The sequence below is a fragment of the Streptomyces sp. NBC_00457 genome, from assembly GCF_036014015.1.
Classification (GTDB): Bacteria; Actinomycetota; Actinomycetes; order Streptomycetales; family Streptomycetaceae; genus Streptomyces.
Genome location: NZ_CP107905.1, coordinates 574,262 through 596,643 on the forward strand (window position 1 = coordinate 574,262; position 22,382 = coordinate 596,643).

19 protein-coding genes and 1 pseudogene are annotated in these 22,382 nt (G+C 70.2%); 8 read left to right on the top strand and 12 right to left on the bottom strand.

The features are described from left to right. The first annotated feature begins 215 nt into the window (after positions 1 to 215). Entirely contained in the window at positions 216 to 929 is a 714-nt protein-coding gene (locus tag OG828_RS02740; protein ID WP_328349779.1) for a sigma factor-like helix-turn-helix DNA-binding protein, read from the top strand. Positions 930 to 995: 66 nt separating this feature from the next. Here the strand turns inward: OG828_RS02740 and OG828_RS02745 are convergent, their stop codons facing one another. Next, the gene (locus OG828_RS02745) at positions 996 to 1,286 is read right to left on the bottom strand and encodes a WhiB family transcriptional regulator (RefSeq protein ID WP_328499978.1); all 291 of its coding nucleotides are present in this window, start codon (positions 1,284 to 1,286) and stop codon (positions 996 to 998) included. 325 nt (positions 1,287 to 1,611) lie between these two features. Here OG828_RS02745 and OG828_RS02750 point away from each other — a divergent pair, with 325 nt between their 5' ends. After that, positions 1,612 to 2,583: an RNA polymerase subunit sigma gene (locus tag OG828_RS02750; RefSeq protein ID WP_328499979.1), complete on the top strand. Its 972-nt coding sequence runs from the start codon at positions 1,612 to 1,614 to the stop codon at positions 2,581 to 2,583. A gap of 51 nt (positions 2,584 to 2,634) precedes the next feature. On the opposite strand, the gene OG828_RS02755 is transcribed toward OG828_RS02750, so the two are convergent. Then, entirely contained in the window at positions 2,635 to 3,567 is a 933-nt protein-coding gene (locus OG828_RS02755; protein WP_328499980.1) for a sigma-70 family RNA polymerase sigma factor, read from the bottom strand. Positions 3,568 to 3,948: 381 nt separating this feature from the next. Then, positions 3,949 to 4,290, bottom strand: coding sequence for a hypothetical protein (locus tag OG828_RS02760; protein ID WP_328349786.1), 342 nt, complete (start codon positions 4,288 to 4,290; stop codon positions 3,949 to 3,951). Between the two features lie 285 nt (positions 4,291 to 4,575). On the opposite strand from OG828_RS02760, the gene OG828_RS02765 reads away from it, so the two are divergent. After that, positions 4,576 to 7,314 carry a cation-translocating P-type ATPase gene (locus OG828_RS02765; RefSeq protein ID WP_328499981.1) on the top strand — a complete coding sequence of 913 codons (2,739 nt, stop codon included), beginning with the start codon at positions 4,576 to 4,578 and terminating at the stop codon, positions 7,312 to 7,314. A gap of 53 nt (positions 7,315 to 7,367) precedes the next feature. Here the strand turns inward: OG828_RS02765 and OG828_RS02770 are convergent, their stop codons facing one another. Next, positions 7,368 to 7,673 (bottom strand): LysR family transcriptional regulator, encoded by a 306-nt coding sequence (locus tag OG828_RS02770; RefSeq protein ID WP_328436442.1) that lies wholly within the window; start codon positions 7,671 to 7,673, stop codon positions 7,368 to 7,370. A gap of 485 nt (positions 7,674 to 8,158) precedes the next feature. Between OG828_RS02770 and OG828_RS49440 the strand changes: the two are divergent. The 3 genes and pseudogenes from OG828_RS49440 to OG828_RS02780 all read left to right on the top strand — a co-directional run. Beyond that, a pseudogene (locus tag OG828_RS49440) lies at positions 8,159 to 8,245 on the top strand (hypothetical protein); the annotation flags it as partial. 161 nt (positions 8,246 to 8,406) lie between these two features. Then, entirely contained in the window at positions 8,407 to 8,625 is a 219-nt protein-coding gene (locus tag OG828_RS02775) for a hypothetical protein (RefSeq protein ID WP_328499982.1), read from the top strand. Between the two features lie 221 nt (positions 8,626 to 8,846). Beyond that, positions 8,847 to 11,618 (top strand): AAA family ATPase, encoded by a 2,772-nt coding sequence (locus OG828_RS02780; protein ID WP_328504786.1) that lies wholly within the window; start codon positions 8,847 to 8,849, stop codon positions 11,616 to 11,618. A 1-nt stretch (position 11,619) separates the two neighbouring features. On the opposite strand, the gene OG828_RS02785 is transcribed toward OG828_RS02780, so the two are convergent. The 8 genes from OG828_RS02785 to OG828_RS02820 form a co-directional block, all read right to left on the bottom strand. After that, positions 11,620 to 11,895: a LuxR C-terminal-related transcriptional regulator gene (locus OG828_RS02785; protein WP_328436444.1), complete on the bottom strand. Its 276-nt coding sequence runs from the start codon at positions 11,893 to 11,895 to the stop codon at positions 11,620 to 11,622. A 406-nt stretch (positions 11,896 to 12,301) separates the two neighbouring features. Then, a complete protein-coding gene (locus tag OG828_RS02790; RefSeq protein ID WP_328499983.1) occupies positions 12,302 to 12,673 on the bottom strand; it encodes an MmcQ/YjbR family DNA-binding protein in 372 nt (123 codons plus the stop codon). A 35-nt stretch (positions 12,674 to 12,708) separates the two neighbouring features. After that, positions 12,709 to 13,668 (bottom strand): sigma-70 family RNA polymerase sigma factor, encoded by a 960-nt coding sequence (locus tag OG828_RS02795; RefSeq protein ID WP_328436446.1) that lies wholly within the window; start codon positions 13,666 to 13,668, stop codon positions 12,709 to 12,711. 10 nt (positions 13,669 to 13,678) lie between these two features. Continuing rightward, positions 13,679 to 14,881 (bottom strand): NAD(P)/FAD-dependent oxidoreductase, encoded by a 1,203-nt coding sequence (locus tag OG828_RS02800; RefSeq protein ID WP_328499984.1) that lies wholly within the window; start codon positions 14,879 to 14,881, stop codon positions 13,679 to 13,681. A gap of 121 nt (positions 14,882 to 15,002) precedes the next feature. Further along, the gene (locus tag OG828_RS02805) at positions 15,003 to 17,489 is read right to left on the bottom strand and encodes an FtsX-like permease family protein (RefSeq protein ID WP_328499985.1); all 2,487 of its coding nucleotides are present in this window, start codon (positions 17,487 to 17,489) and stop codon (positions 15,003 to 15,005) included. Then, positions 17,486 to 18,301, bottom strand: coding sequence for an ABC transporter ATP-binding protein (locus OG828_RS02810; protein ID WP_328436449.1), 816 nt, complete (start codon positions 18,299 to 18,301; stop codon positions 17,486 to 17,488). Before OG828_RS02810 ends, OG828_RS02805 begins: the two co-directional genes overlap by 4 nt. Positions 18,302 to 18,432: 131 nt before the next feature. After that, on the bottom strand, positions 18,433 to 19,002 hold the full coding sequence (locus OG828_RS02815; protein WP_328499986.1) for a dihydrofolate reductase family protein: 570 nt from the start codon (positions 19,000 to 19,002) through the stop codon (positions 18,433 to 18,435). A gap of 86 nt (positions 19,003 to 19,088) precedes the next feature. Continuing rightward, a complete protein-coding gene (locus OG828_RS02820; protein ID WP_328499987.1) occupies positions 19,089 to 19,787 on the bottom strand; it encodes an SDR family NAD(P)-dependent oxidoreductase in 699 nt (232 codons plus the stop codon). A gap of 114 nt (positions 19,788 to 19,901) precedes the next feature. On the opposite strand from OG828_RS02820, the gene OG828_RS02825 reads away from it, so the two are divergent. Continuing rightward, entirely contained in the window at positions 19,902 to 20,768 is an 867-nt protein-coding gene (locus OG828_RS02825) for a helix-turn-helix transcriptional regulator (protein WP_443062366.1), read from the top strand. Positions 20,769 to 20,918: 150 nt separating this feature from the next. Beyond that, complete coding sequence (gene rox, locus OG828_RS02830) at positions 20,919 to 22,346, top strand: rifampin monooxygenase (RefSeq protein ID WP_328499989.1); 1,428 nt, start codon at positions 20,919 to 20,921, stop codon at positions 22,344 to 22,346. Positions 22,347 to 22,382 lie beyond the last annotated feature (36 nt).

Here is a 22,382-nt window from a genome sequence, read left to right on the forward strand (position 1 = left end):
CGTCGGCTTCCCCGCGGGCCGCACAGCAAAAACGCGGTCCCGCCCGCCTCGCGACACGACCGTTCAGAACGGTTGCGAGGCCTGGCCACTGATTCACCGCAAACGACCACGAAGTCTCCTACGGCTTTCCAAGGGCGCGATCGGCCATCCCCGTGCTCCACATTGGATCTCGGCGGCCCTCACGCCGCTGCCCCAACGGAACAGAGGAGCCGGTCATGGACACATACCTGGCCGAAGCCGGCGAAGGCCGGGAGATGACGGATACGACGACTGAGCCGACGATCGATGGCCTGGACTACGCGACGTCGGTGTTCGTCCGTGCCAGGCCCGGACTCCTCAAGATCGCCGGTGGAATCGTGGGGAACGTGAACGACGCCGAGGACGTCGTCCAGGAGACGTGGCTCCGGTGGCAGGGCGCAAGTCGTGGGGTCGTCTCGAACCCACGGGCGTTGCTCAGGACGACGACCGTGCGGCTGGCCATCAATGTCGTCCAGTCCGCCTGGCGACGCCGCGAAACCTGCGCCACTCCCTGGCTCCCCGAATCGGTAGACACCCGCGCGACCCCGGAAGCGGCGGCCGAGCGGCAAGACACCGTCGAGCGGGCGGTTCTCCTGCTGATGGGGGCGCTGACGCCGAGACAGCGTGCCGCGTTCGTCCTCCGGCAGGGTTTCGGCTACCCGTACTGCAGGATCTCCGAGCTCCTACGCCTGAGCGTCGCCAATACGAGGCAGCAGGTCAGCCGCGCCCAACAGCGACTCGCCGTGAACGATCACCCGCAGCCGGTGGACTCCGTCGCGTACCGCCGTCTCGTCCAGGCGTTCCTCGCGGCAGCCCGGTCCGGCGACCTCGTCCACCTGGAAAGGGCCCTCGTCGCGGACGCCGACCCCCATCCGTCCGAGGGCCGCCTCCGACTCGGCGCCCGCCGGTGATGTCCTTGCGTCCTGGTACTCCTGGTACCCCAGCTCGGCGTACGGCATCCGGGGCTGCGCCTGCCCTCATGCCGCCGTGGTGATCGTGCCCTCGGCCCGGCGGGTCCCGTACCGCCTCATCGCTCGGCGTTCACTCTCCGTCGTACCGCCCCAAACGCCTTCCACCTGGCCCACCTGCACGGCCCAGTCGAGGCACTGCTGCACGACAGCACAACGGCCGCAGACGGCCTTGGCCGCGTCGACCTGTTCGAGCGTCAGACCGCCCGTTCCTATGGGGAAGAACAGATCGGGGTCGACGCGTAGACAAGCGGCCCGTTCGCGCCAATACGTCGCGTAATCTCCGCGTTCAGCAGCCATGGGAAACGAACCTCCACGGATCGTCGTTCGGCGGGAGGCCCCGGAATTCGATCACGTTGCTCGCGTCTGTGCGAAGAGGCCGGGGGTCGTCTCATCAGACCGTGCGACCGGCCCAGGTGTGACAACACCGTGCGGAACCCCGGCTACGGGGCCGCCAGGTCGGGTGCCCGGGCCGTGGCACCAGGTGATGCCCCGTGGGCTGTGTCACAGGATCCGTGCCTGCTCGGTCAGACAGATTGAGCCGAGCGATGAAAGAGGTGTGCCGTGCGCGAGTACTCAGCCATCGGCCGCGGCGGCCCTGCTGCCGTCCGGGGGAGGCCGGCGTATGGATGATGTCGGGGCGGTGCCGATCGGTGAGCTGGTCGAGGAACGCCGGTATCTGCTGGATGTCGCCTACTGGATGCTGGGCAGCGCTGGTGCCGCGGAGGCCGTGGTGGGTGATGCCTACCGCCGGTGGTACGGGTTGTCCGATACCGCGCGGGCAGAGATCGTAGTGCCCCGGTTGTGGCTTGCCAGGACGGTGGGCGGGATCTGTCTGGGGCGGCTGGCTTCTCCTGGCCGTCATGCGGCCAGCCTGAGTCCGACGGGCCTGAGTGCGACGGGCCTGCGTACGGTTGGCCGCCAGGACGAGGGCGACCGCGGGCCGGGGCGTGGCACGGGGGCCGGGGCGGGGAGCGAGGGCGCTCAGCAAGGACTGGGGGCGGAGATCAGTCGGGTTCTGCTGAGTGCGCTGGATTCGCTGTCGCCGGCCGAGCGGGCGGCGTTCGTACTCAGTGACGTCTTCGGGATGGCTCCAGGTGCGGTCGCGGACATCGTGGGACGCGGTGAGCCCGAATGCGCCGAACTCGCCGACCGGGCCCGGCACAGTCTTCGGCTGCGACGTTCGCGTTCCACGTCGCCGAGCGACCACGACGCCCTGGCCCGCGCCGTTCGTGAGGCGTGTGTGAGCGGGGACGCCGAACTGCTGGCGTCGCTGCTGTGCCGGGATGTCACCGCGTTCTTCGACGGCGGCGGCAAGGTCCGGGCACTGGCCCGGCCCGTCCACGGCAGTCGGCGGGTTGCCCGCAGCCTGCTCACCCTGCTGGCCCAGCGCCCGCGCACCACACTCGCCACCCACCCGGTCAACGGCGCCATCGGTCTCGTCGCCCGTTACGGTCGAGAGGTCGCCGCCGTCATCAGCCTCGGCGTCGCCGACCACCAGGTCGTACAGGTCTGGGTCGTCCTCAACCCCGACAAACTCCGCCCTTGGAACCACCCAACCGCCCATGGTGCCCCTGGCCCACACCAGAGCCCGTGACCGCGGCAAGGCAGCTGATCGCAAGGCGACGGTAGGTCCTGACGCACCGGCTCACCGCACGGGGTCGGCGTCTTCCGAAGCGGTCGCGAAACGGGAACGCGACTCGAGAAGCGCGGCGATCTTGCTCGGGCTGAACACCCACATCAACTGGTGGATGCCTTCCCTCGAGGCGGCCATCGCCATGAAGGCGATGGCTTGGCCGTCTCGGTAGAGCAGCGCACCCGTGGAGCCGTTGGCGTCGACCAGCTTGGCCTCCGCCTCTCGCCAGAAAACCGGATAGGTGACCATCTTCGCCACATGTGCACGGCCCAGCACGGGTATACGAGCACAGCCCCGCATACCGTTCCCGTCGGACAGACTGACGACATCGGGGGTGAGGAGGGCCTCAAGCGAAGCCACATCCCCCGTTTGAGCCGCCGAGACGAAGGCACTGAGAAGGCGTCGGTGCTCCGCCGTGTCCACGCTCTCCCGCGGCTCGTCCGACAGACGCTTGCGAGCGCGGCTCACGATCTTCCGTACGTTGACGAGGCTGAGCTGAAGGATCTCGGCGATCTCGGGGTAGGCGTAATCGAACGCCTCGCGCAGGACGTACGCAGCGCGCTCCGTGGGGCTGAGCTTCTCCAGCACCAACAGCAGCGCCAATTCAAGGGCTTCCGCACGCTGCGCACCCAGCTCCGGATCCGAGCTCGTGTCGACGGGTTCGGGCAGCCACGGCCCTATGTACGTCTCCCGACGCACACGCGCGGACTGTGCGACGTTGATGGCCAGTCGGGTCGTCGCACTCGAAAGGAAGGCGACCGGGCTGACCACCACGGAACGGTCGGTGTTCTGCCAGCGCAGCCACACTTCCTGAACCACGTCTTCGGCCTCGACCACGCTGCCGAGCACACGGTAGGCGATGCCGAAGAGACGCCTCCGACACTGCAGAAAAACGGAAACGGCCTCTTCCAGGTCACTCGTCGTGGGGGACGGCTCGACATCCATAGTCCTGCGGTCTCCGTTCCTGCGGTCGCAATCGTCTAAGGGCGTGACCACGTGGCGGCTGCTCGGGGCGGCCGGATCTGACGCCTGGTACATGAGCACGCTTCGGGATGCCGCGATACGGCCGGGTGTCGTGGGCCGCATGGTTTGACGGGGTCCTTGGAGGACCCCGTGTCGCTGAAAGTCACGGCTGCTCCCATCACGTCTCCCTCATAAGACATAAGACAAGGGTCGGATCGGTTCTGTGACAGGGTTGGGGCAGCGGAATTCCGCCGACCGCCTTCACAACGACCGGCTTCGGCCAGACACACACCGCCTGCACGTACGCGCCGCGCGTCGTGAAGACGCCGGCCCCTGGGTGGTTCGGCGCCGTGCGCCAGTGGTTCAGCGCAGCGATTCCACGATGACCACGCACAGGCCGATCATCGTCACGGTGATCAGGGTCATGGTGGTCAGCGTGCCTCTCAGCCATCGCCGGATGCGGACACGGTGTTGCTCCTCGACCATGGTCAGGCTGTCGGTGATGTGCTCTGTCACCATGTGGGCGACGTAGGCCTGTTCCTCGAGATACCACCGCTCGATGTCCGTCTTCTGCTCCCGGTTGAGCCCAGGTGCCCGTGCGGTGAAGTCCGCCACGCGCTGGCGCGCCGCTTGCAGATGGGCTTCTTCGTACAGGAAGTTCCCAATGTCGATCAGGCCGCGCTCGGCCTCTTCCCTCGCGTCCATGACGTGCTCCAGGTGAAGCATGAGGCCCGGTCGCGGCGAGACAGGATCCGGGCGGGTCGAATGCCGGGGCGTACGGCGGATCCCTCCAGGTGCCGCTGAGAAACTCTTCCCTCACACGAAATGGACCGGACAGCCCGCCCGTCTGTGACACACACCGGGCCCACCCGTCCGTGGCACACCTCGAACCGGCACCCTGCGTGTCACACCCTCGCCTTGTGCCCGGTCATACGGGTGTCCTACGTGTGGCAGCGGCCCATGTGCCCGCCGGCCCAAGGAGTGCGCTGAATGACCGAGCCCATCACCAAACCCATCACCGAACCCGCGGCGGAGACGGCCGACCGCGCACCCGCCGCTGAGCCGGACGCCTATCGGCAGGCTCCCGACCAGGTGGCGGAACGGCTCGGCGTCGACCCGGGGGCGGGGCTGAGCACACGGCAGGTCTCCGAGCGCGCGGCGGTCCACGGCGCCAATCAGCTGTCCGAACCGGCCCGACGCCCGCAGTGGCTGAAGTTCCTGGACCAGTTCCGCAACTGGCTCATCCTCATCCTGCTGATCGCCGCCGTGGTGGCCGGAGCTATCGGTGACATCAGCGACGCAGTAGTGATCACCGTCGTACTGCTGATCAACGCCACGCTCGGTTACTGGCAGGAGCGACGTGCCGAGCGCAGTCTGGAGGCACTGCGCCGGATGCTGGTGCCCACGGCCAGGGTTCGCCGCGACGGCACGGAGCAGGTGGTGGAGGCGCGGCTCCTCGTACCAGGAGACGTGGTTCTGCTGGAGGCGGGCGACCGCGTACCGGCCGACGGTCGGCTGACCGTCGCGGAGACGGTCGAGGTGGCCGAGGCTGCCCTGACCGGTGAGTCCCAGCCGGTTGCCAAGAGTGTGACAACCTTCGATCACACCTCGATCACCTCGGTGCCGCTCGCCGAACGCACAACCATGCTGTTCATGAACACCGCGCTGACCCGGGGCCGGGCCGAGATGATCGTCACGGCCACCGGGATGCGCACGGAACTCGGCGCCATCGCCGAGGCGTTGCGCACCGGGACGGAGCCGCCCACCCCGCTCCAGGTCCAACTGGACAGCCTGGGCCGGCGGCTGGCGCTACTGAGCGGAGTCGCGGTCGTCGCCTATGCCCTGAGCGCGCTGGTCCGTGGTGAGTCGCTCTCGGACGTCGCACTGCAGGCCGTGGCCCTCGCCGTCGCCGCGATCCCCGAAGGCCTGCCCGCCGTACTGGCACTGACGCTGGCACTCGGTGTACACCGTATGGCGCGTCGCGGTGCCATCGTCAAACGACTGGCCTCGGTGGAGTCGCTCGGCGCTGCCACGGTCGTGTGCAGCGACAAGACCGGCACGCTCACCCTCAACGAGATGACCGCACGGATCTTGTGGACCGCGGGCAGGCTCTACGACGTCACCGGGGAGGGGTACGGAACGGCGGGCGCCATCCGCATCCATGGCACGGAAGACGCCTCTGCACCCGACGATCTCCATGACGCGGTGCTTCCCTTCGCCCTGTGCAACGACGCACACGTGTCCGGCGGCGTCTTCATCGGTGACCCGACGGAAGCCGCACTGGTCGTCCTGGCGGCCAAGGCCGGTGTGGACGCCGACTGGCTGCGTTCGGAGCTGCCCCGCGCGGGCGAGCTGCCCTTCGACGGGGCCACCAAGTACATGGCCACCTTCCACACCGAACCAGACGGCCGCACCCGCGTCCACGTCAAGGGCGCGGTCGATGTCCTGCTGGACATGTGCACCGACGTGCTCACGGAGGACGGTGTGCGGGCCCTCGACGAACGGCACAGGGACGAGCTCCTCGCCGTGACGGGCCAACTCGGCGGCAGCGGACTTCGGGTGCTGGGCGCGGCCACCGCCCTGATGGACGGCACACCGAGCGCGTTCACTCCGGCCGCGCTGCCCGGCCTGACCCTGGTGTCGGTCGCCGGGATCGCCGACCCGCCCCGCCCGCAGGCACGGGAAGCGATGGCGCTGTGCCGCACGGCGGGCGTGGCCGTCAAGATGATCACCGGTGACCATGCCGACACGGCGGCGGCCATCGCCCGCGAGCTGTACATCGACGGCGATGTCGTGACAGGGGCCGAACTGGACCGGATGACCGAGCAACAACTCGCCGAGCGCATCGATGACATCGGTGTGTTCGCCCGGGTCGCCCCGGAGCACAAGGTGGTGATCGTGCGGACGCTGACGAACCGGGGGCACATAGTCGCGATGACCGGTGACGGTGTCAATGACGCGGCAGCGCTCCGGGCCGCCCACATCGGCGTGGCCATGGGCATCACGGGTACGGACGTGGCCAAGGAAGCCGCCGATGTCGTCCTCACCGACGACGACTTCTCCACGATCGTGCAGGCCGTCCACGAAGGCCGCGCCATCTACGCCAACATCGTCAAGTTCGTCCGCTTCCAGCTGTCCACCAACATCGGCGCGATTCTGACGCTGCTCAGCGCCTCTCTCGCCGGTCTGCCCTCACCGCTCACGGCGGCCCAACTGCTGTGGGTCAACATCATCATGGACGGTCCACCCGCGATGGCCCTGGCCGTCGACCCCGCCCGTGACGATGTGATGCGCCATCCGCCGCGCGACCCGGGTGAGCGCATCCTGAACGCCCGCCGCCTCCTCGCCATCGGCTGGGCCGGTGCGGTCATGGCCCTGGGCACGGTGACGCTCTTCGCCATCGCCCGCTCCCACGTCGGGCCGGACACCGCCGTGACCATGGCGTTCACCACGTTCGTACTGTTCCAGCCATTCAACGCGCTCAGTGCCCGCGCGGACGGTGGCACGCTGCTGGGCCGACACCAGTTCCGCAACCGCGCGCTGTGGCTGTGCCTGGCCGGCGTCCTCGTCGTACAGGTCGCCGTCGTCCAACTGCCCTGGGCGCAGGCGGTCTTCGGGACCGTGCCGCTGACCGCGACCCAATGGGCTCTCTGTCTGGGCACCGCGTCCACCGTCCTCCTCGCCGAACTCGCCGTGCGCACCGCACGGTCGGCGCTGGGCGACAGGTAATCGCGCGGGGGCCAGTGGGCAGGTCGGGCTGGGGTCGCTGCTTGGTAGCACCATCAGCCCCGCCGGACCGCCCCGAGCTGGGCCCGGTGCCGGCCGTGGGGGAAGGAGCCGAGCCGCAAGGTGCCCTGGTCGAGCGCGGTGAAGGAGTCCAGGTCGGCCTGCGCGGCGCGGAGTTCCCGGCGGATGGCCTGACCGCGTTCGGCCAGCGCGGCACCCGCCAGCGTGGGGCGGGCACCACGCGGCAGCCGATCGATCAAGGGCTGCCCGGCCTCCTGCTCCAGCAGGAACGTCTGCTGGGAGGCGGCGGAGGTGGTCATGCCGAGGGCTCCCGCCGCAGCGGTGAGTGAAACGCACGGCATCTCTAAATGTGGTTGCGTTGGATCTTGGGGCTGCTCAGCTAGATGGCGGGGTGCCTGCGGCCGTAGGTACGACCACCGTGATCACGAACGTTGTGACGGAGTTTCAGGCCAGGTGGCAGTGGAGGCCGCCATGGCCGAGCGGGAGTGGACGGCGGCGTTGGGGGCGGTGACCGAGGATGTCGCGGACTGCTTCGAGCGCCGTGAACCACGCGCTGTGGCCCAGGAGATGACCGAGGCGATGCTGGTGGAGCTGGACACGCGGAACTGCTGGACGCTCGCCCATGCCTTCGGCCACCGCGGGCCTCACCGACTACAGCACTGCTCTCCCGCGCCGCCGTCGGCCATGACCGGGCCCGGGTCGCCGCCTGGGCGACCGGTGAACTCACCGATCGGGACGTGGTGTAAGTCGTGGACGAGACCGGGGACGAGAAGTCCTTTACGGACTGCGTCGGCGCGGCCCGCCAATACTCCGCAGACTGGGCGTTATGGGCCTGTGCCAGGTCGCCGTCCACCTCACCTACGCGAGCCGGCACGGGCACGCTCCGATCGGCCGGGCCCTGTACCTCAGCGCCGAGTGGGCCGCCGACGAGGAACGACGCCTGTTCACCGGTGTCCCCGACGGGCACAAGCCCGGGCACGCCACCTTTCTGGTCCGCCGCCACCGCGACACCCGTGAGCTCTCCATCTACTGCTCCACTCCGCCACTCCCATCACCCTGGCTGATCTTGTGGGCGTGGTGTGCCGCGGGTGGCGCGTCGAGGAGGACTTCCACACTGCCGAGGGCGTCTGCGGCCTCACCCAGGGCCAGACCACCTGCTGGACCTTCTGGATGCGCCGGACTTTGATCAGCATGCTCGCCGACGTCCTGGCCGTCACCCGCGTCCGCACCACCACGGCCACCACCGGCAGCGAGCTCGCCCCACCCAGCGGCCGGAACTGTTCCAACCCCTGAGGATCACCGCCCTGCCCCGCACCCGACGCGACCGCGACCACTTCCTGCACTGGTTCGCGTGGCACCACCACCAGCGCCAAGCGGCCGATACCCACCGGAGATGGAACAACATCACCGCCGCCACAACCACCTGACCAGCCACGATGCCCTACCGATCAAGAACTACAGCTGCCGCGGCTGAGCCGAATTTGGTTCTTGCTACGCTTGCGCGGGCGGTGGCGATGGCGAACGAAAACCCTCGAAGACAGCTGCACGGCCGACGCAGCGAATGCGGCGCGCTCGATCAACTTGCATCCGTCGTGGAGGCAGGACACAGCGCTGTCCTGGTGTTGCGCGGCGAGGCCGGTATCGGTAAGTCCGCTCTCTTGGACTACATGGCAGAACGTGCTTCTGCACACCGAATCGCCCGGGGGGCCGGTGTCGAGTCCGAGATGGAGCTCCCGTTCGCGGGCCTGCACCAGGTGTGTGCTCCGTTCCTCGGTCGCCTGGAGCGCCTTCCGGGTCCGCAGGGCGAGGCTCTGGCTACGGCGTTCGGACTGAGAACGGGGCCACCGCCGGATCGATTCCTGGTCGGCCTGGCGGTACTCAGCCTGCTGGCCGACGTAGCCGCAGAGGAGCCGCTGTTCTGCCTGGTGGACGACGCGCAATGGCTCGACCGGGTCTCCGCACAGACCCTGGCCTTCGTTGCGCGACGGATGCTCGCCGAACCGCTCGCGTTGGTGTTCGCCTTCCGTGATATTCAGGGGCAACGCGAATTTGCTGGTCTGCCTGAGCTCACGCTCACGGGCATGAATGATGCCAATGCCCGCGCGCTGTTGGATTCGGTAATAGCAGCACCCATGGACGAGCGGGTCCGCGACAGGATCGTCGCCGAGGCTCGCGGCAACCCGCTCGCGTTGCTGGAATTCCCGCGTGGTCTGACAGCGGCAGAACTGGCCGGCGGCTTCGGACTGCCCGACCCGGGATCGATGGTCGGCCACATCGAGCAGAGCTACCTCCGGCGGGTTCGATCCCTTCCGCCGACGACGCAGCGGCTGCTGCTGACCGCTGCCGCCGAACCGGTCGGCGACGTGATGTTGCTGTGGCGCGCGCTGGAGCGACTCGGTATCGAGCCCGGCGCGGCCGCCGCCGCGCAAGCTGCCGGGATGATCGACATCGGCAACCTGATGCGATTCCGGCACCCGCTGTTGCGCTCTGCGATCTACTGGTCGGCCGACCCCGCCGAGAGGCGTGAAGCCCACCGCGTGCTGGCGGAGGTGACCGAGCCCACCCTTGATCCCGACCGCCGTGCATGGCATCGCGCCCTCGCGGCCATGGGACCCGACGAGGCGGTCGCCGCCGAGCTCGAGTCATCGGCCGGGCGGGCTCAGTCGCGTGGAGGCACCACTGCCGCGGCAGCCTTCCTGGCACGCGCCGCCGTGCTGACCCCGGAACCGCGGCGCAGGGCGGCGCGCGCTCTTGCCGCTGCGCAGGCAAAGCTTCGAGCCGGCGCGCCGGAGGCCGCAGAGGAGCTACTGGCAGTCGCCGAAGTGGGACCAGTGGACGAGCTTCACCACGCCCGCCTGTATCTCCTTCGTGCTCAGATCGCCTTCGCCTCGAGTCGCGGCAATGAGGCTTCTCCTCTCTTGCTGGCCGCAGCACGCCGACTCGCACCGCTCGACGCCGACCTCGCTCGCGAGACCTTCCTGGACGCTCTCTTGGCTGCCATCTACGGCGGGAGCCTTGGAGGTGGCTCCGACGTGCGCGCGGTGGCAACAGCCGCACGCGAGGTCTCGCCGGTTGCCCTGCCGCCGCGCAACGCAGACCTCCTCTTTGACTCTTTGGTCGTCAGGTTCACGGATGGGTACGTTGCCGCGGCCGCCGTCTCTCAGAACGCTCTGCGTTCGTTCGACTGGGACACCGACGCCGGGGAAGTGATGCGGTGGTGCCGACTCGCATCCGCTGTCGCGAGCGACATATGGGATGACCGAAGCTGGTCGGAGCTCGCCACGCGCCATGTGAGGACCGCCCGCACCATCGGCGCCCTGGGCGAGCTGCCCCTGGCGCTCAGCTCCGCGGTCCTCGTCCACGTGTTCGCCGGCGAACTGGATGCGGCCGCGTTGCTCGTCGCGGAGATCGCATCGGTGAACGAGGCGGTCGGCGGCAGCTTCGTTTCGTACGGCGCGCTCGGTCTGGCCGCCTGGCAAGGAGACGAACTCATGGCCGATGCGCTGATCCAGGCCAAGATGAACGACGCCGTGGTCCGTGGAGAAGGTGTTGGCGTGACCGTCGCCCAGTGGGCCAGAGCGGTGCTCTGCAACGGCCTGGGCAAGTACAAACAAGCGTTCGCAGCAGCGAACCAGGCAGAGACGAACGCGCAGGACGTGGCCGTGGCCCACTGGGGATTGACCGAGTTGGTGGAGGCAGGGGTGCGTAGTGGCGCGCGTAGTGCGGCTGTCGCTGCGCTGGGGCGGTTGACCGAGTTGACGGATGCGGCCGGCACGGAGTGGGCGTTGGGTGTCCAGGCGCGCTCGCGTGCGCTGGTCAGCGAGGGTGGCTCTGCTGAGCGGCTTCACCGGGAGGCGATCGAGCGGCTGGGCCGTACCCGGATGCGGGTCGAACTGGCCCGGGCTCATTTGCTGTATGGAGAGTGGCTGCGTCGGGAGAATCGCCGCAGCGACGCTCGTACGCAGTTGCGGACCGCGCATGGGATGTTCTCCGGGTTCAGTGCCCGTGCGTTCGCCGAACGGGCCGGGCGTGAGTTGCAGGCGACCGGTGAAACGGTGGCCAGGCACGCGATCGCCACCCCAACGGCGCTCACCGCCCAGGAGGCGCAGATCGCGCGCCTCGCCCGTGACGGACTGACCAACCCCGAGATCGGCGCGCAGCTGTTCCTCAGCCCCCACACCGTGGAATGGCACCTGCGGAAAGTGTTCGCCAAACTCGGCATCACCTCCCGCAGACAACTGCGCACCACACTCACCGACCGACCACCCACCACAACCCTGGCCTAGCTCAAGACTGGGCCGACATCGCCGCGCCTTCGAGCTGCACGCTGCGGATCTCCTTGCGAGAGGAGATGCCGAGCTGCGAGAGCACCTTGCGGAGGTGCCATTCGACCGCGTCGGGGCGGAGGAACACCTGGGTGCCGATCTCGGGGCTCGTGAGCCCTTTGCCGGTGAAACGAGCGATCCACCTTTCCTGAGGGAGGTGAAGCTGTGCCTTTCCGATCTTGAGAGGTTTCCGTCGAACGGGAGTCTCGATCGGATGATCGCCGCCGGTGCCGGGCATGGGAACAGGGCCTCTTGGTAGTCATCCCGGGCCCTGTCGGTCCCGCCCCGTGGCCGGGAAATCCAGGGTGGTGCCCGTCCGGAGGACGTCGATTGAGCTTGGTGCCGATCATTGAGCCCGTTTGGAAGTCGGACGCGGGGGCCGAGCGCAGGAGTTCAGTGTTGTTGCCACGAGTACGCAAGCGGGGGTCTTCGAATCCTGTGGCCCCGGAAGGGCGGGTACCGCCGTCGTCATGGCCAGGGCGGGAGGCACGGCATGGATGAGATGGAACAGCGGTGCGCGGGCGTGGACCTCGGCAAGGCCGACTGCAGGGTGTGCATCTGGGTGCCGGAAAAGGGCGGCTTCGTGATCCCGGCGGAAGCAAGCGCCTGCGTAGCGGGCCTGCCGATCGTCTTCGGCAGGTCGCCTACCGCGCCGGAAGCCGCGGTGCCGGCTGCCGCACCTGCGCGGCGAGACGCTTGGGGGCACGCGCCAACCAGGCACGTCGTACCCAGTGGTTGAGGTGTTGCCCGTCGATCTCCCCCAACGGGACGCGTACGCCGATCCGCACCGCGCCGCGGGTGTACGGCTTCGTGGCCGGGTGCGCGGCGAGCATCTCGTCCGCGTCCTTGGCCGGAAGGTGAAGGCGGACGTACTTGTCCTTGCCCAGCGAGGCGAACGGCTTGTCGCCGACCATGAAGGCGGCCGTCGCGGTGCGGGTGGCCTGCTCGACGGTCTCGGGGAAGGAGAGCGCCGCTTGCGGAGCTGGGCAAGAGACGTCATGGGCACACGTTGGCACACCGGGTCCTTCGTGGATTCCATGTCGGCGCCGGGTCACCACTGGGTGATGAGCGGTGTGTCGGGTTCATGTTGGCGCCAGGCTTCGGTGAGGCGGGCGAGGCGGGTGGGGGCGGCGATGCCGCGCACCGTTGCGATCCGGCCGCTCGCGAGGTCGAACGTCGCGATGCCCCTGACCTGGTCGCCGATCACGAAGAGAATGGCAGGGGCGCCGTTGACGTGCGCGTAGTGGATGGCGGGCGTGCCGCCCGCAAGGCGCCGTTTCGCGGCTGTGGGTTTGAGGCCGGCCCGTACGACGGCGGCGACACGCTGCGGAGTGTCGAACCGCAGCAGCTTCGCTGCCGTGCCGCCGACGCCGTCGGAGATCGCGATCGCGTCGTCGGTGAGCAGCGCCACCAGCCGTTCGGTGCGCCCAGAGGTGGCGGCGGCAAGGAATTCCTCGACGATCCTGCGGGCGGATGCCGGGTCGACCTCGCTGCCGTCGCGGCGGCGCTCGGCGGTGACGCGGCGCCGGGACCGGTGGAGGTGCTGCTGGCTTGCTGACTCGGTGATGTCGAGGATCTCGGCGATCTCGGCGTGGCTGTAGGAGAACGCTTCGCGCAGGACGTAGACGGCCCGCTCGACGGGTGACAGGCGCTCCATGAGCGTCAGCACGGCCAGGGAGACCGATTCCCGCTGCTCGAACGTCTCGGCCGGGCCGAGCATCGGATCGCCGTCGAGGAGCGGTTCGGGGAGCCAGGCACCGGCGGTGCGTTCGCGGCGGGCCTGTGCCGAGCGGAGCCGGTCGAGGCACAGGTTGGTGACGACCTTGGTCAGCCATGCTTCCGGCACCTTGATGCGCTCCCGGTCGGCGGCCTGCCAGTGCAGGAACCCGTCCTGCACGGCGTCTTCGGCGTCGGTGGCGGAGCCCAGGAGCCGGTAGGCCAGCGAGGCCAGCCGGTTCCGGCTGGCCTCGAACTGACTGGTGTCGAAGCGATCAGGGGCGGTGCCGTCCATGCGGATCACCTTAGGCGGCAACCCGCTTCTCGGCAGCGGCAGGTAGCGCGGCGTCCATACGGTGCTTGCGCTTGGGCAGGCCGAAGGTGGGGTGCGAGGTGGCCCACAGCGACATCTTGAGGATGCCCGCCTTGATCCGCGCGGGATTCCGGCCACCCATGTACTTCGGCTTCGCCTGCCCTTCGTCGTCGACCGTCTGCAGGATCCCGTCCCGCCGTCCGAGGCTGATGTGGTTGCCCTCGTAGACCAGCTTGGTGTTCGCGATCTTGCGGCCGGTCAGGCGGCCCACGATCGCCTCGACGGCCTGCCGGCCGGTGTAGCCGGCCGAAGCGCAGGACATCGGCAGCGGCCGGCCGTTGTCGCCGATGGCGTAGGCGCTGTCACCGATGGCGTAGACGTCCGCGTGCGAGACCGACCGCATGGTGCGATCGACGACGATCCGACCGTTCTCGGCGACCTCAAGACCGCCGGCGGCGGCGAGAGGGCTGACCGCGAACCCGGCCGTCCACACGGTCACGTCGGCCGCCAGGGCGGTGCCGTCGGCGCAGAGCACCCGCGCCGCTTCGACGGCTTCGACCTCGCTGTGCTCCAGGACGGTGATGCCCAGCCGGTCGCAGGCCTGACGCAGGTGGCCGCGGGCACCGGCGGAGAGCCGGGCGCCGAGCTCGCCGCGGGCGACCAGGGCCACCGACAGGCCGGGCCGGGATTCGGCGATCTCCGTGGCGGTCTCGATGCCGGTCAGCCCGTCGCCGACGACCACGACATTCCGGCCTTCGCCCCGCCCGCCCAGATAGTCCAGTCGCTCGCGCAGACGCCGCGCCGAGGGCCGGGCGGCGACGTCGAACGCGTGCTCGGCCACGCCGGGGACGCCATGAACGTCACCGCGGCTGCCGAGCGCGTAGAGAAGCGTGTCGTAGCCGACCTCGCCGCCGCCGTCGGCGTCGGCCACGGCGACGACCTGGCGCTCGGGGTCGACGGCGGTGACACGGGCCAGACGCAGCCGTATCCCCGTGCCCGCGAAAACGTCGACGAGCTTCGGAGCCTCGATCTCCCGGCCGGCCGCCAACTGGTGCAGCCGCATGCGCTGGACGAAGTCCGGCTCGGCGTTGACCACGGTGATCTCGGTGTCCTCCGAGGACAGCCGACGGGCCAGGGTCCCGGCGGCGTAAGCCCCGGCGTAGCCGGCGCCGAGAACGACGATGCGGTGCTTCATGTGTTCGCTCCTGTCGGTTCGCTTGCTCTCGGTGACTTGAGCGGAACAGCGCCCCGATTGCTGACAGGAACTGCATGTGTCATGGGTCACAGAGCGGCGTGGACCGCGCGGACGGGGTTCCTCAGCGCCGCAGCGCCGCCCTCGCCGGCAGGGTCACTGCCAGCAGGCCCAGGCCCACCGCGCCGCCGGCGAAGGCCGCGTACACCAGGGGAGGTACGTACGGGGCCTCGCCGGTGAGGCCGCGCATCATCGGGATCAGTGTCGCGGCGGTGATGGCCGTGCCGAGGACGATGCCGGTCACCGCCACCAGGAGGCCTTCCCAGCGCAGCATCCGCATCACCTGGCGCCGGGTGGAGCCGACGAGACGGAGCATGCCGAGTTCGCGGCGGCGGTCGAGGACGGTCATCACGAGCGTGTTGACGGCGGCGACGGCGGCGAAGCCACCGAGGACGCCCGCCATCGTGTAATTGGCCCAGGCGTTGAGCTCGCGGTCGGTGCTCTGCTCGACCACGTAGCCGGAGGCGTCGGTGACCTTGCCGAGCGGGGCGAGGGCCTGTGCGTCGCCGCCCCGTACCAGGAGCGTGCTGTCGAAGCCCGAGGTGACGTGGGCGGCCAGCGACGCGCGGTCCATGGTCACCGCGGCGAGGCCGAGCCCGCGGCCGTACACGGCGACGACCTCGGGGCTGGTCCTGGTGCCGTCGGGGAGGTAGAGGGGCAGTGTGTCGCCGACCTCGACCTTCGCCGACGTGGCGAGCGTCTTGTCGATGGCGATCCGGCCCTGGCCGACCCGGTCCAGGCTGCCGCTGCGCACGTCGAGGTCCTGCACCTTCGCGAGCTGCGCGCCGGAACCGGAGATGCCCTGGGTCGCCGAGCTCTGGAGCCACCGGTCGCCGCCCGACCCGACGGGCACGAGCACCTGCGTGTCGAGCAGGCCGACGGCCGCGTCGACGCCGGGCGCGCGGGTGGCCCGGTCGACGGCGTCGGCGGGCAGCCCGGCCGGGTCCGTGACCACGTGGTCCGCGGTGACGCCGGCACGCAGCTGCTTCGCGGCGACATGGCTCTCGCTCGTGTGCATGAAGACGAGCGTCGAGGCGAAGGCCATGGCCAGCACGATCGGGGTGATCGCGGAGGCCAGTCGACGGGCGTTCGTACGGGAGTTGGCGGCCGCGAGCGAGGCCGAGGCACCGCCGCCGCTCAGCGGGAGCCCGAACAGCTCCGCGCACAGCCGCGCCACCAGCGGGCCGAGCAGCGCGACGGCGAGCATGAAGAGCATGACGACTCCGAGGGCGGCGTTGGCCGCGTCCTCCCCCGCCGAACGGGCGGCGACGACGGTGAGGAACCCGCCGCCGACGAGGGCGCCCAGGCCCAGCAGCGTACGGATCACACCCGGCCGCAGTGGCTCCACCGACGCCTCGGTGAGCGCCTGCCCCGGCCTGATCTTCGCGGGTCGGCGCCCGGCGGCCCAGCCGGCGGTGAGCGCGGTCAGCAGTCCCGCGCCGACGGCGACGACCAGAGGGATCCAGGAGATGTGCAGGTCCACGGCCTCCGGAACGGCCCCGCGGGCCTGCAACTGCCCGAACCACCAGTGGGCGAGCCCGATCCCCGGCAGGCAGCCGACCAGACCGGCGGCGGGCGCGACGAGCAGCGCCTCCGCGGCGACCGCGCGGCGGATCTGCCGCGGAGTGGCCCCGACGGCGCGCAGCAGCGCGAACTCCCGGGCCCGCTGGGCGACGGACAGCGCGACCGTGCCGGACGCCGTGAAGACGGCGACCATGGCGGCGATCCCGCCGAAGGAGCCGCCGAGCGCGGTGAGCATCTCCCTGGCGTACCCGAGTCCACGGTCCTCCACGGCGCCGCGATCGTCCCCGGTGTGCACCCTGGCGCCGGAGCCGGCGAGCGCCTTCTCCACACCGGCGGCGAGCGCGTCGGCGTCCGCCCCGTCCTTCGCCAGTACGGCGATGGCGTCGGCCTTGCCGGGATGCCCGGCCAGCGCGGAGGCCTGGGCGTCGGCGAACCAGCCCGTGGCTCCCTCGGCCATGTCGCCGGGTCCGGTCTTCGCCAGCCCGGAGACGCGGAAATCGGCGCGTCCGGTGGCGGTTTCGAGCACGACCGTGTCGCCGACGCCGGCCTTCGCGGCCCTCGCGGCGGCTGCGTCGAGTACGACCTCGCCGGTACGGGGTGCGGCACCGGAGGTGAGCGCGGCACCGGTGAAGGTGTGCGCTCCCCAGCCGTGGCCCGTCAGCGTGCCGTCGCCCTGGCGCACCGGGAACGTGAAGTCCGGCACCGCCCCTTCCGCGCCGGGCACGCGGGCCGCCTTGCCGGCCAGTGCGGCGTCCACACGTGCCGTGTCCGGCAGCAGGTCCGCCGACTCGGACCGGCTGTCCCCGCTGCCCGTGACGAAGCGGGCGTACTGGTCCGCGGCCACCACCACCGGCGCCGTGGCGTACCGCTCGGCCGGAACCGAGGCGCGGGCGCCCGTCTCCAGGAGGATGCCGCAGGCGGAGACGATCAGCGCCGCCATCATCAGCGCGACGAACGTGCCCGCGAACGACGCGGGTTTGAAGCGCACGGCCGCGCGGGCGAGGCCGTTGGGGGCGAACCTCCTCACGCCGCCGCCCCCACCATCGCGCCCGAACGGGAGGTCAGGGCGGCCATGTGCGCCGCGATCTGCTCCGCCGAGCCGCGGTCGAGGCCACCGGCGAAGACGCCGTCCGCGAGGAACAGCACGCGGTCGGCCCAGACGGCCGCGGCCGGGTCGTGGGTGACCATGACGACCGTGGCCCCGAGGGTGTCCACCGCGTGCCGGAGCAGGCCGAGGACCTCGGCGGCGGTGCCGGTGTCGAGGGCGCCGGTGGGCTCGTCGGCGAACACCACGTCCGGGCTGGTGATCAGGGCGCGGGCGATGGCCACGCGCTGCTGCTGGCCGCCGGAGAGCTCGCCGGGCCGCCGCTTCGCCTTGTCGGTGAGGCCGACCTGCGCGAGCACCGCCTGTGCCCGTCGGCGGTCCTGGCGCTGCCCGGCGAGGCGTATCGGGAGCAGCACGTTCTGCTCGACGGTGAGGGAAGGCAGGAGGTTGAAGGCCTGGAAGACGAAGCCGAGGCGGCTGCGGCGCAACTCGGTGAGCTGGTTCTCCCGCATGCCCGTGATCTCCGTACCGCCGAGGCGCACCGAGCCGGCCGACGGCCGGTCGAGGCCGGCGGCGCACTGCAGGAAGGTGGACTTGCCGGAGCCGGAAGGGCCCATGACGGCGGTGAACGTGCCGCGTGGCAGGGCGAGGTCGATGCCCGCGAGCGCGTGCACGGCACCGGCGCCGCGGCCGTACTGCCGCCGGACGCCGCGCAGTTCGACGGCGAGACCGGGCGCGCCCTGGGCCTCCGGCCGGTCGTCCGTCTTCTGCCGCTTGCCGCTGCGCAGCCTCATGGTCCGTCCTCTCGCGATCTTTTCGAGCCGATGACTCGAAGCTACGGATCACGGTCTTGGCGAACCATGGCGGCTGCTGGCGGATCGGGGGTGGGGATAACCCCACGCGCCTTACCTGCGTCTGCGGCGGATCATTTCGCTGATGCCACGCGGTAGCGGAGGTAGACGAATTTCGAACTGAAGGTGCGTGTCTCGACGAGTTCGAGATCCACCCGGCGCTCGTGCCGGGGAAAGAACGGAATGCCACCGCCCACCAGCACCGGGTGGACCATGACCCGGTACTCGTCGATCAGACCCAGCGCCGCGGCCTCGGCGGCGAGCGTCGCGCCGCCGATCGCGATCTCGCCCTCCCCCGGCTCGGCTCGCAACCGCTCGATCTCCTCCGCCAGGCCGCCGGAGGCCAGGCGCGCATTGCCCTGCACCGCCGACAGCGTGGTGGAGAACACCACCTTCGGGAGCGGGTTCCAGAGCGCGACCCACTCGAGTTCGGCCTCGTCGAGCGATCGATCCTGGTCGGCGGTCTCCCAGTACAGCATCGTCTCGTACAGCCGTCGTCCCAGCAGGTGGACGCCGACCTGTCGGATCTCGTCGATCCAGAAGCGGAAGACGTCCTCGTCGGGCACCGTCCAGTCGAAGTTGCCGTCCGGCCCGACGATGTAGCCGTCGAATGAGGCACCCATCGAATAGGTCACGCTGCGCATCAGCAGTCCTCCTCGGTAACGGGTTCGACAGTATGACCGCCGGACGACGCAGAACTCATCGCGGATCGCGGCATCCCCGGCCGGTTTCAGGACCAGGCGATCTCGCCATGCCGGGAGACGAAGCGTCCGGTACCGGCGCCGGGCCCCTCGGTGGCCAGGGCGACGATCGCGTCCGTGCCCTCGGTGACGGTTTGGGGGCCGCTGTGACCGTTGAGGTCGGTCGCGGTGTAGCCGGGGTCGGCGGCGTTGACGCGGATGTCCTTGAGCCCCTTCGCGTACTGCGTGGTCAGCATCGTCAGGGCCGCCTTCGACGAGGTGTACAGCGGCGCGACGACACGCGACTCGGGCCGGTCGGGATCGTGGGTGAGGGCGAGGGAGCCCATGCCGCTGCTGACGTTGACGATCACAGGGTCGTCCGAGCGGCGCAGCAGCGGCAGGAACGCGGTGGTGGTGCGGACCACGCCGATGACGTTGATGTCCAGGACGGCGCGGGCGTCGGCGGCGGTGAGGTCGCCGGGATCGCCTACGGGGCCGTGCACACCGGCGTTGTTGATCAGGACGTCGATCCTGCCCTCGTGTTCGGCGACGTCCGCGGCCGCGGCGGCCACGGAGGCGTCGTCGGTCACGTCGATGGGGACGTAGCGGGCGCCGAGCGCGGCAGCGGCCTCCTCGCCCCTCTCGCGGTCACGGGCTCCCACGAGCACGGCATGGCCGTACTCGATCAGGCGGCGGGCGGTCTCGCGGCCGAGACCCTTGTTGGCTCCGGTGATGAAGGTGATCGTCATGCCTTCGATCCTGGTCCCGGCCGGTAAGGCGGACCAGGGAGGCTTCGACGGTAGGACGACCAGTACCACCCTCGCGCCCCCACAGACGACCGGGGATGCGGGACGATGGAGATCATGTCGATGTCACCCGGAACCGGACTGGGCGCGGTGCTCCGCACATGGCGGGACCGGCTGCCCCCGTCGGCCGCCGGGCTGCCGGTGGCCCGCGGGCGCCGGGCGGTGGGGCTGCGGCGGGAAGAACTGGCCGAACTGGCCGGGGTGTCGGTCGACTACATCGTGCGCCTGGAACAAGGACGGGCCACGACACCCTCGGCATCGGTGGTGGCGTCCCTGGCGCGCGCCCTGCAACTGTCCATCGCCGAGCGGGACCACCTGTACCGGCTGGCCCAGCTCGTACCGCCGGTGGACGGCACGATCTCCGACCATCTGCCGCCCGGCATGCAGCGGGTCCTCGCCCGCCTCGGGGACGTGGCGGTCGCCGTGTTCGCGGCGGACTGGCAACTGGTGTGGTGGAACCGTGGGTGGGCCGCCCTGCTGGGCGACCCCTCCCCCACCCCGCCCCGGCTGCGCAACTTCGCCCGCGACAGATTCCCGGTCGACGGCGCCTCCCCCCGCCTCGCGCTGTGGCCGGTGACCGAGGCGGACCGCGACGCCACCGACGCCGCCGTCGTCTCCGACCTGCGCCGCGCCACCGGCCGCTTCCCCGAGGACAGCCGCCTGGCCGCGCTGATCCGCGAACTGAACGCGGGCAACAGGAAGTTCGCCGCGCTGTGGGCGACGGGAGAGGTGGCCGCGCACCGCGAGGACCACAAGACGATCGACCACCCGTCGGTGGGCCCCATCACGGTGGACTGCGACGTCCTGACCGACGGCGACTCCGAGCTCAAGATCGTCATCATGACCGCGGCGCCCGCCAGCGAGGACGAGACCAAACTCCACCTCACCGCCGTCGCCGGCCCACCGGCCACCACGCACAACTGACCCGCGCGGAAAAAGCGCAAAGGCAAGGAGAGTGTGTACTCCTTGCCACTCTCAACCTATAGCGCACTGGGGGGCTTGCGGCAAGGCCCCGGTCGGGCCGCAGAATGAGCGGCCGAAGCCACAAGCTGCGGAAATGACGGGGGCGTTCAGATGATTGACGTGATCGTGGTCGGCGGCGGACCCACCGGTTTGATGCTGGCCGGCGAATTGCGGTTGCACGGCGTACACGTGGTCGTGCTGGAGAAGGACGTAGAGCCGACCCCGATCGTCCGCTCGCTCGGCCTGCACGCGCGCAGCATCGAGGTGATGGATCAGCGCGGGGTGATCGATCGATTCCTGGCGCTCGGTCAGCAGTACCCGGTCGGTGGCTACTTCGCCGGAATCAGCAAGCCCGCGCCGGAACGGCTGGACACCTCGCATCCGTACGTCCTCGGCATCCCGCAGACCACCACCGACAGCCTGCTGGCCGAGCGCGCCACCGAGCTCGACGCCGAGGTCCGGCGCGGCTGCGCGCTGGCCGGGCTGAGCCAGGACGACCACGGGGTGAGCGCCGAGCTGGCCGACGGCACGCGGCTGCGCTCGCGCTACGTCGTCGGCTGCGACGGCGGCCGCAGCACGGTGCGCAAGCTGCTCGGCGTCGGCTTCCCCGGCGAGCCCAGCCGCGTCGAGACCCTGCTGGGCGAGATGAAGCTGACCGCGGAGCCGGAGACGCTGGCCGCCGTGATGGCCGAAGTCCGCAAGACCGAGAAGCGGTTCGGCGCCATGCCCCTCGGGGACGGGGTGTACCGCGTCGGCGTGCCCGCCGAAGGGGTGGCCGAGGACCGTTCCGTACCGCCGACTCTCGAGGAGTTCAAGCGACAGCTGCGGGTCATCGCCGGCACCGACTTCGGCGTGCACTCACCCCGCTGGCTGTCCCGCTTCGGCGACGCCACCCGGCTGGCCGAGCGCTACCGGGTCGGCCGGGTGCTGCTGGCCGGCGACGCGGCGCACATCCACCCGCCGGTCGGCGGGCAGGGGCTCAATCTCGGCATCCAGGACGCGTTCAACCTCGGCTGGAAACTGGCCGCCGAGGTGGGCGGCTGGGCACCGCAGGGGTTGCTGGACAGCTACCACACCGAGCGGCACCCGGTGGCGGCCGACGTGCTGAACAACACCCGCGCGCAGATGGAGCTGCTGTCCAACGAGCCGGGCCCCCAGGCCGTACGCAGGCTGCTGTCGGAACTGATGGACTTCGAGGAGGTGAACCGGTATCTGACCGAGAAGATCACCGCGACCGGGATCCGCTACGACTTCGGCGAGGGCCACGAACTCCTCGGCCGGCGGCTGCGGGACGTGGAGCTGAAGCGGGGGAACCTCTACGCATTGATGCACGGCGGTCGCGGCCTGCTGCTCGACCAGACCGGCCGGTTGTCGGTGGCGGGCTGGGACGACCGGGTCGACCACGTCGTCGACGTGAGCGAGGAACTGGACGTGCCCGCGGTACTCCTCCGGCCGGACGGCCATGTGGCGTGGGTGGGCGACGATCAGCAGGATCTGCTCAGCCGGCTGCCCAAGTGGTTCGGCGCTGCCGCCAGTTGACGCAGTGGCGCGCACGTTCGCCGCCCCCGCGGCCTG

Excerpts from the sequence above, each read along its gene's own strand:
- OG828_RS02755 (WP_328499980.1), bottom strand. The coding sequence starts at position 3,567 with ATGGATGTCGAGCCGTCCCCCACGACGAGTGACCTGGAAGAGGCCGTT.
- OG828_RS02760 (WP_328349786.1), bottom strand. The coding sequence starts at position 4,290 with ATGGACGCGAGGGAAGAGGCCGAGCGCGGCCTGATCGACATTGGGAAC.
- OG828_RS02750 (WP_328499979.1), top strand. The coding sequence starts at position 1,612 with ATGGATGATGTCGGGGCGGTGCCGATCGGTGAGCTGGTCGAGGAACGC.
- OG828_RS02785 (WP_328436444.1), bottom strand. The coding sequence starts at position 11,895 with ATGCCCGGCACCGGCGGCGATCATCCGATCGAGACTCCCGTTCGACGG.
- OG828_RS02815 (WP_328499986.1), bottom strand. The coding sequence starts at position 19,002 with ATGCGCAGCGTGACCTATTCGATGGGTGCCTCATTCGACGGCTACATC.
- OG828_RS02825 (WP_443062366.1), top strand. The coding sequence starts at position 19,902 with ATGTCGATGTCACCCGGAACCGGACTGGGCGCGGTGCTCCGCACATGG.
- OG828_RS02800 (WP_328499984.1), bottom strand. The coding sequence starts at position 14,881 with ATGAAGCACCGCATCGTCGTTCTCGGCGCCGGCTACGCCGGGGCTTAC.
- OG828_RS02765 (WP_328499981.1), top strand. The coding sequence starts at position 4,576 with ATGACCGAGCCCATCACCAAACCCATCACCGAACCCGCGGCGGAGACG.
- OG828_RS02770 (WP_328436442.1), bottom strand. The coding sequence starts at position 7,673 with ATGCCGTGCGTTTCACTCACCGCTGCGGCGGGAGCCCTCGGCATGACC.
- OG828_RS02740 (WP_328349779.1), top strand. The coding sequence starts at position 216 with ATGGACACATACCTGGCCGAAGCCGGCGAAGGCCGGGAGATGACGGAT.
- OG828_RS02820 (WP_328499987.1), bottom strand. The coding sequence starts at position 19,787 with ATGACGATCACCTTCATCACCGGAGCCAACAAGGGTCTCGGCCGCGAG.
- OG828_RS02810 (WP_328436449.1), bottom strand. The coding sequence starts at position 18,301 with ATGAGGCTGCGCAGCGGCAAGCGGCAGAAGACGGACGACCGGCCGGAG.
- OG828_RS02745 (WP_328499978.1), bottom strand. The coding sequence starts at position 1,286 with ATGGCTGCTGAACGCGGAGATTACGCGACGTATTGGCGCGAACGGGCC.
- OG828_RS02780 (WP_328504786.1), top strand. The coding sequence starts at position 8,847 with ATGGCGAACGAAAACCCTCGAAGACAGCTGCACGGCCGACGCAGCGAA.
- OG828_RS02795 (WP_328436446.1), bottom strand. The coding sequence starts at position 13,668 with ATGGACGGCACCGCCCCTGATCGCTTCGACACCAGTCAGTTCGAGGCC.
- rox (WP_328499989.1), top strand. The coding sequence starts at position 20,919 with ATGATTGACGTGATCGTGGTCGGCGGCGGACCCACCGGTTTGATGCTG.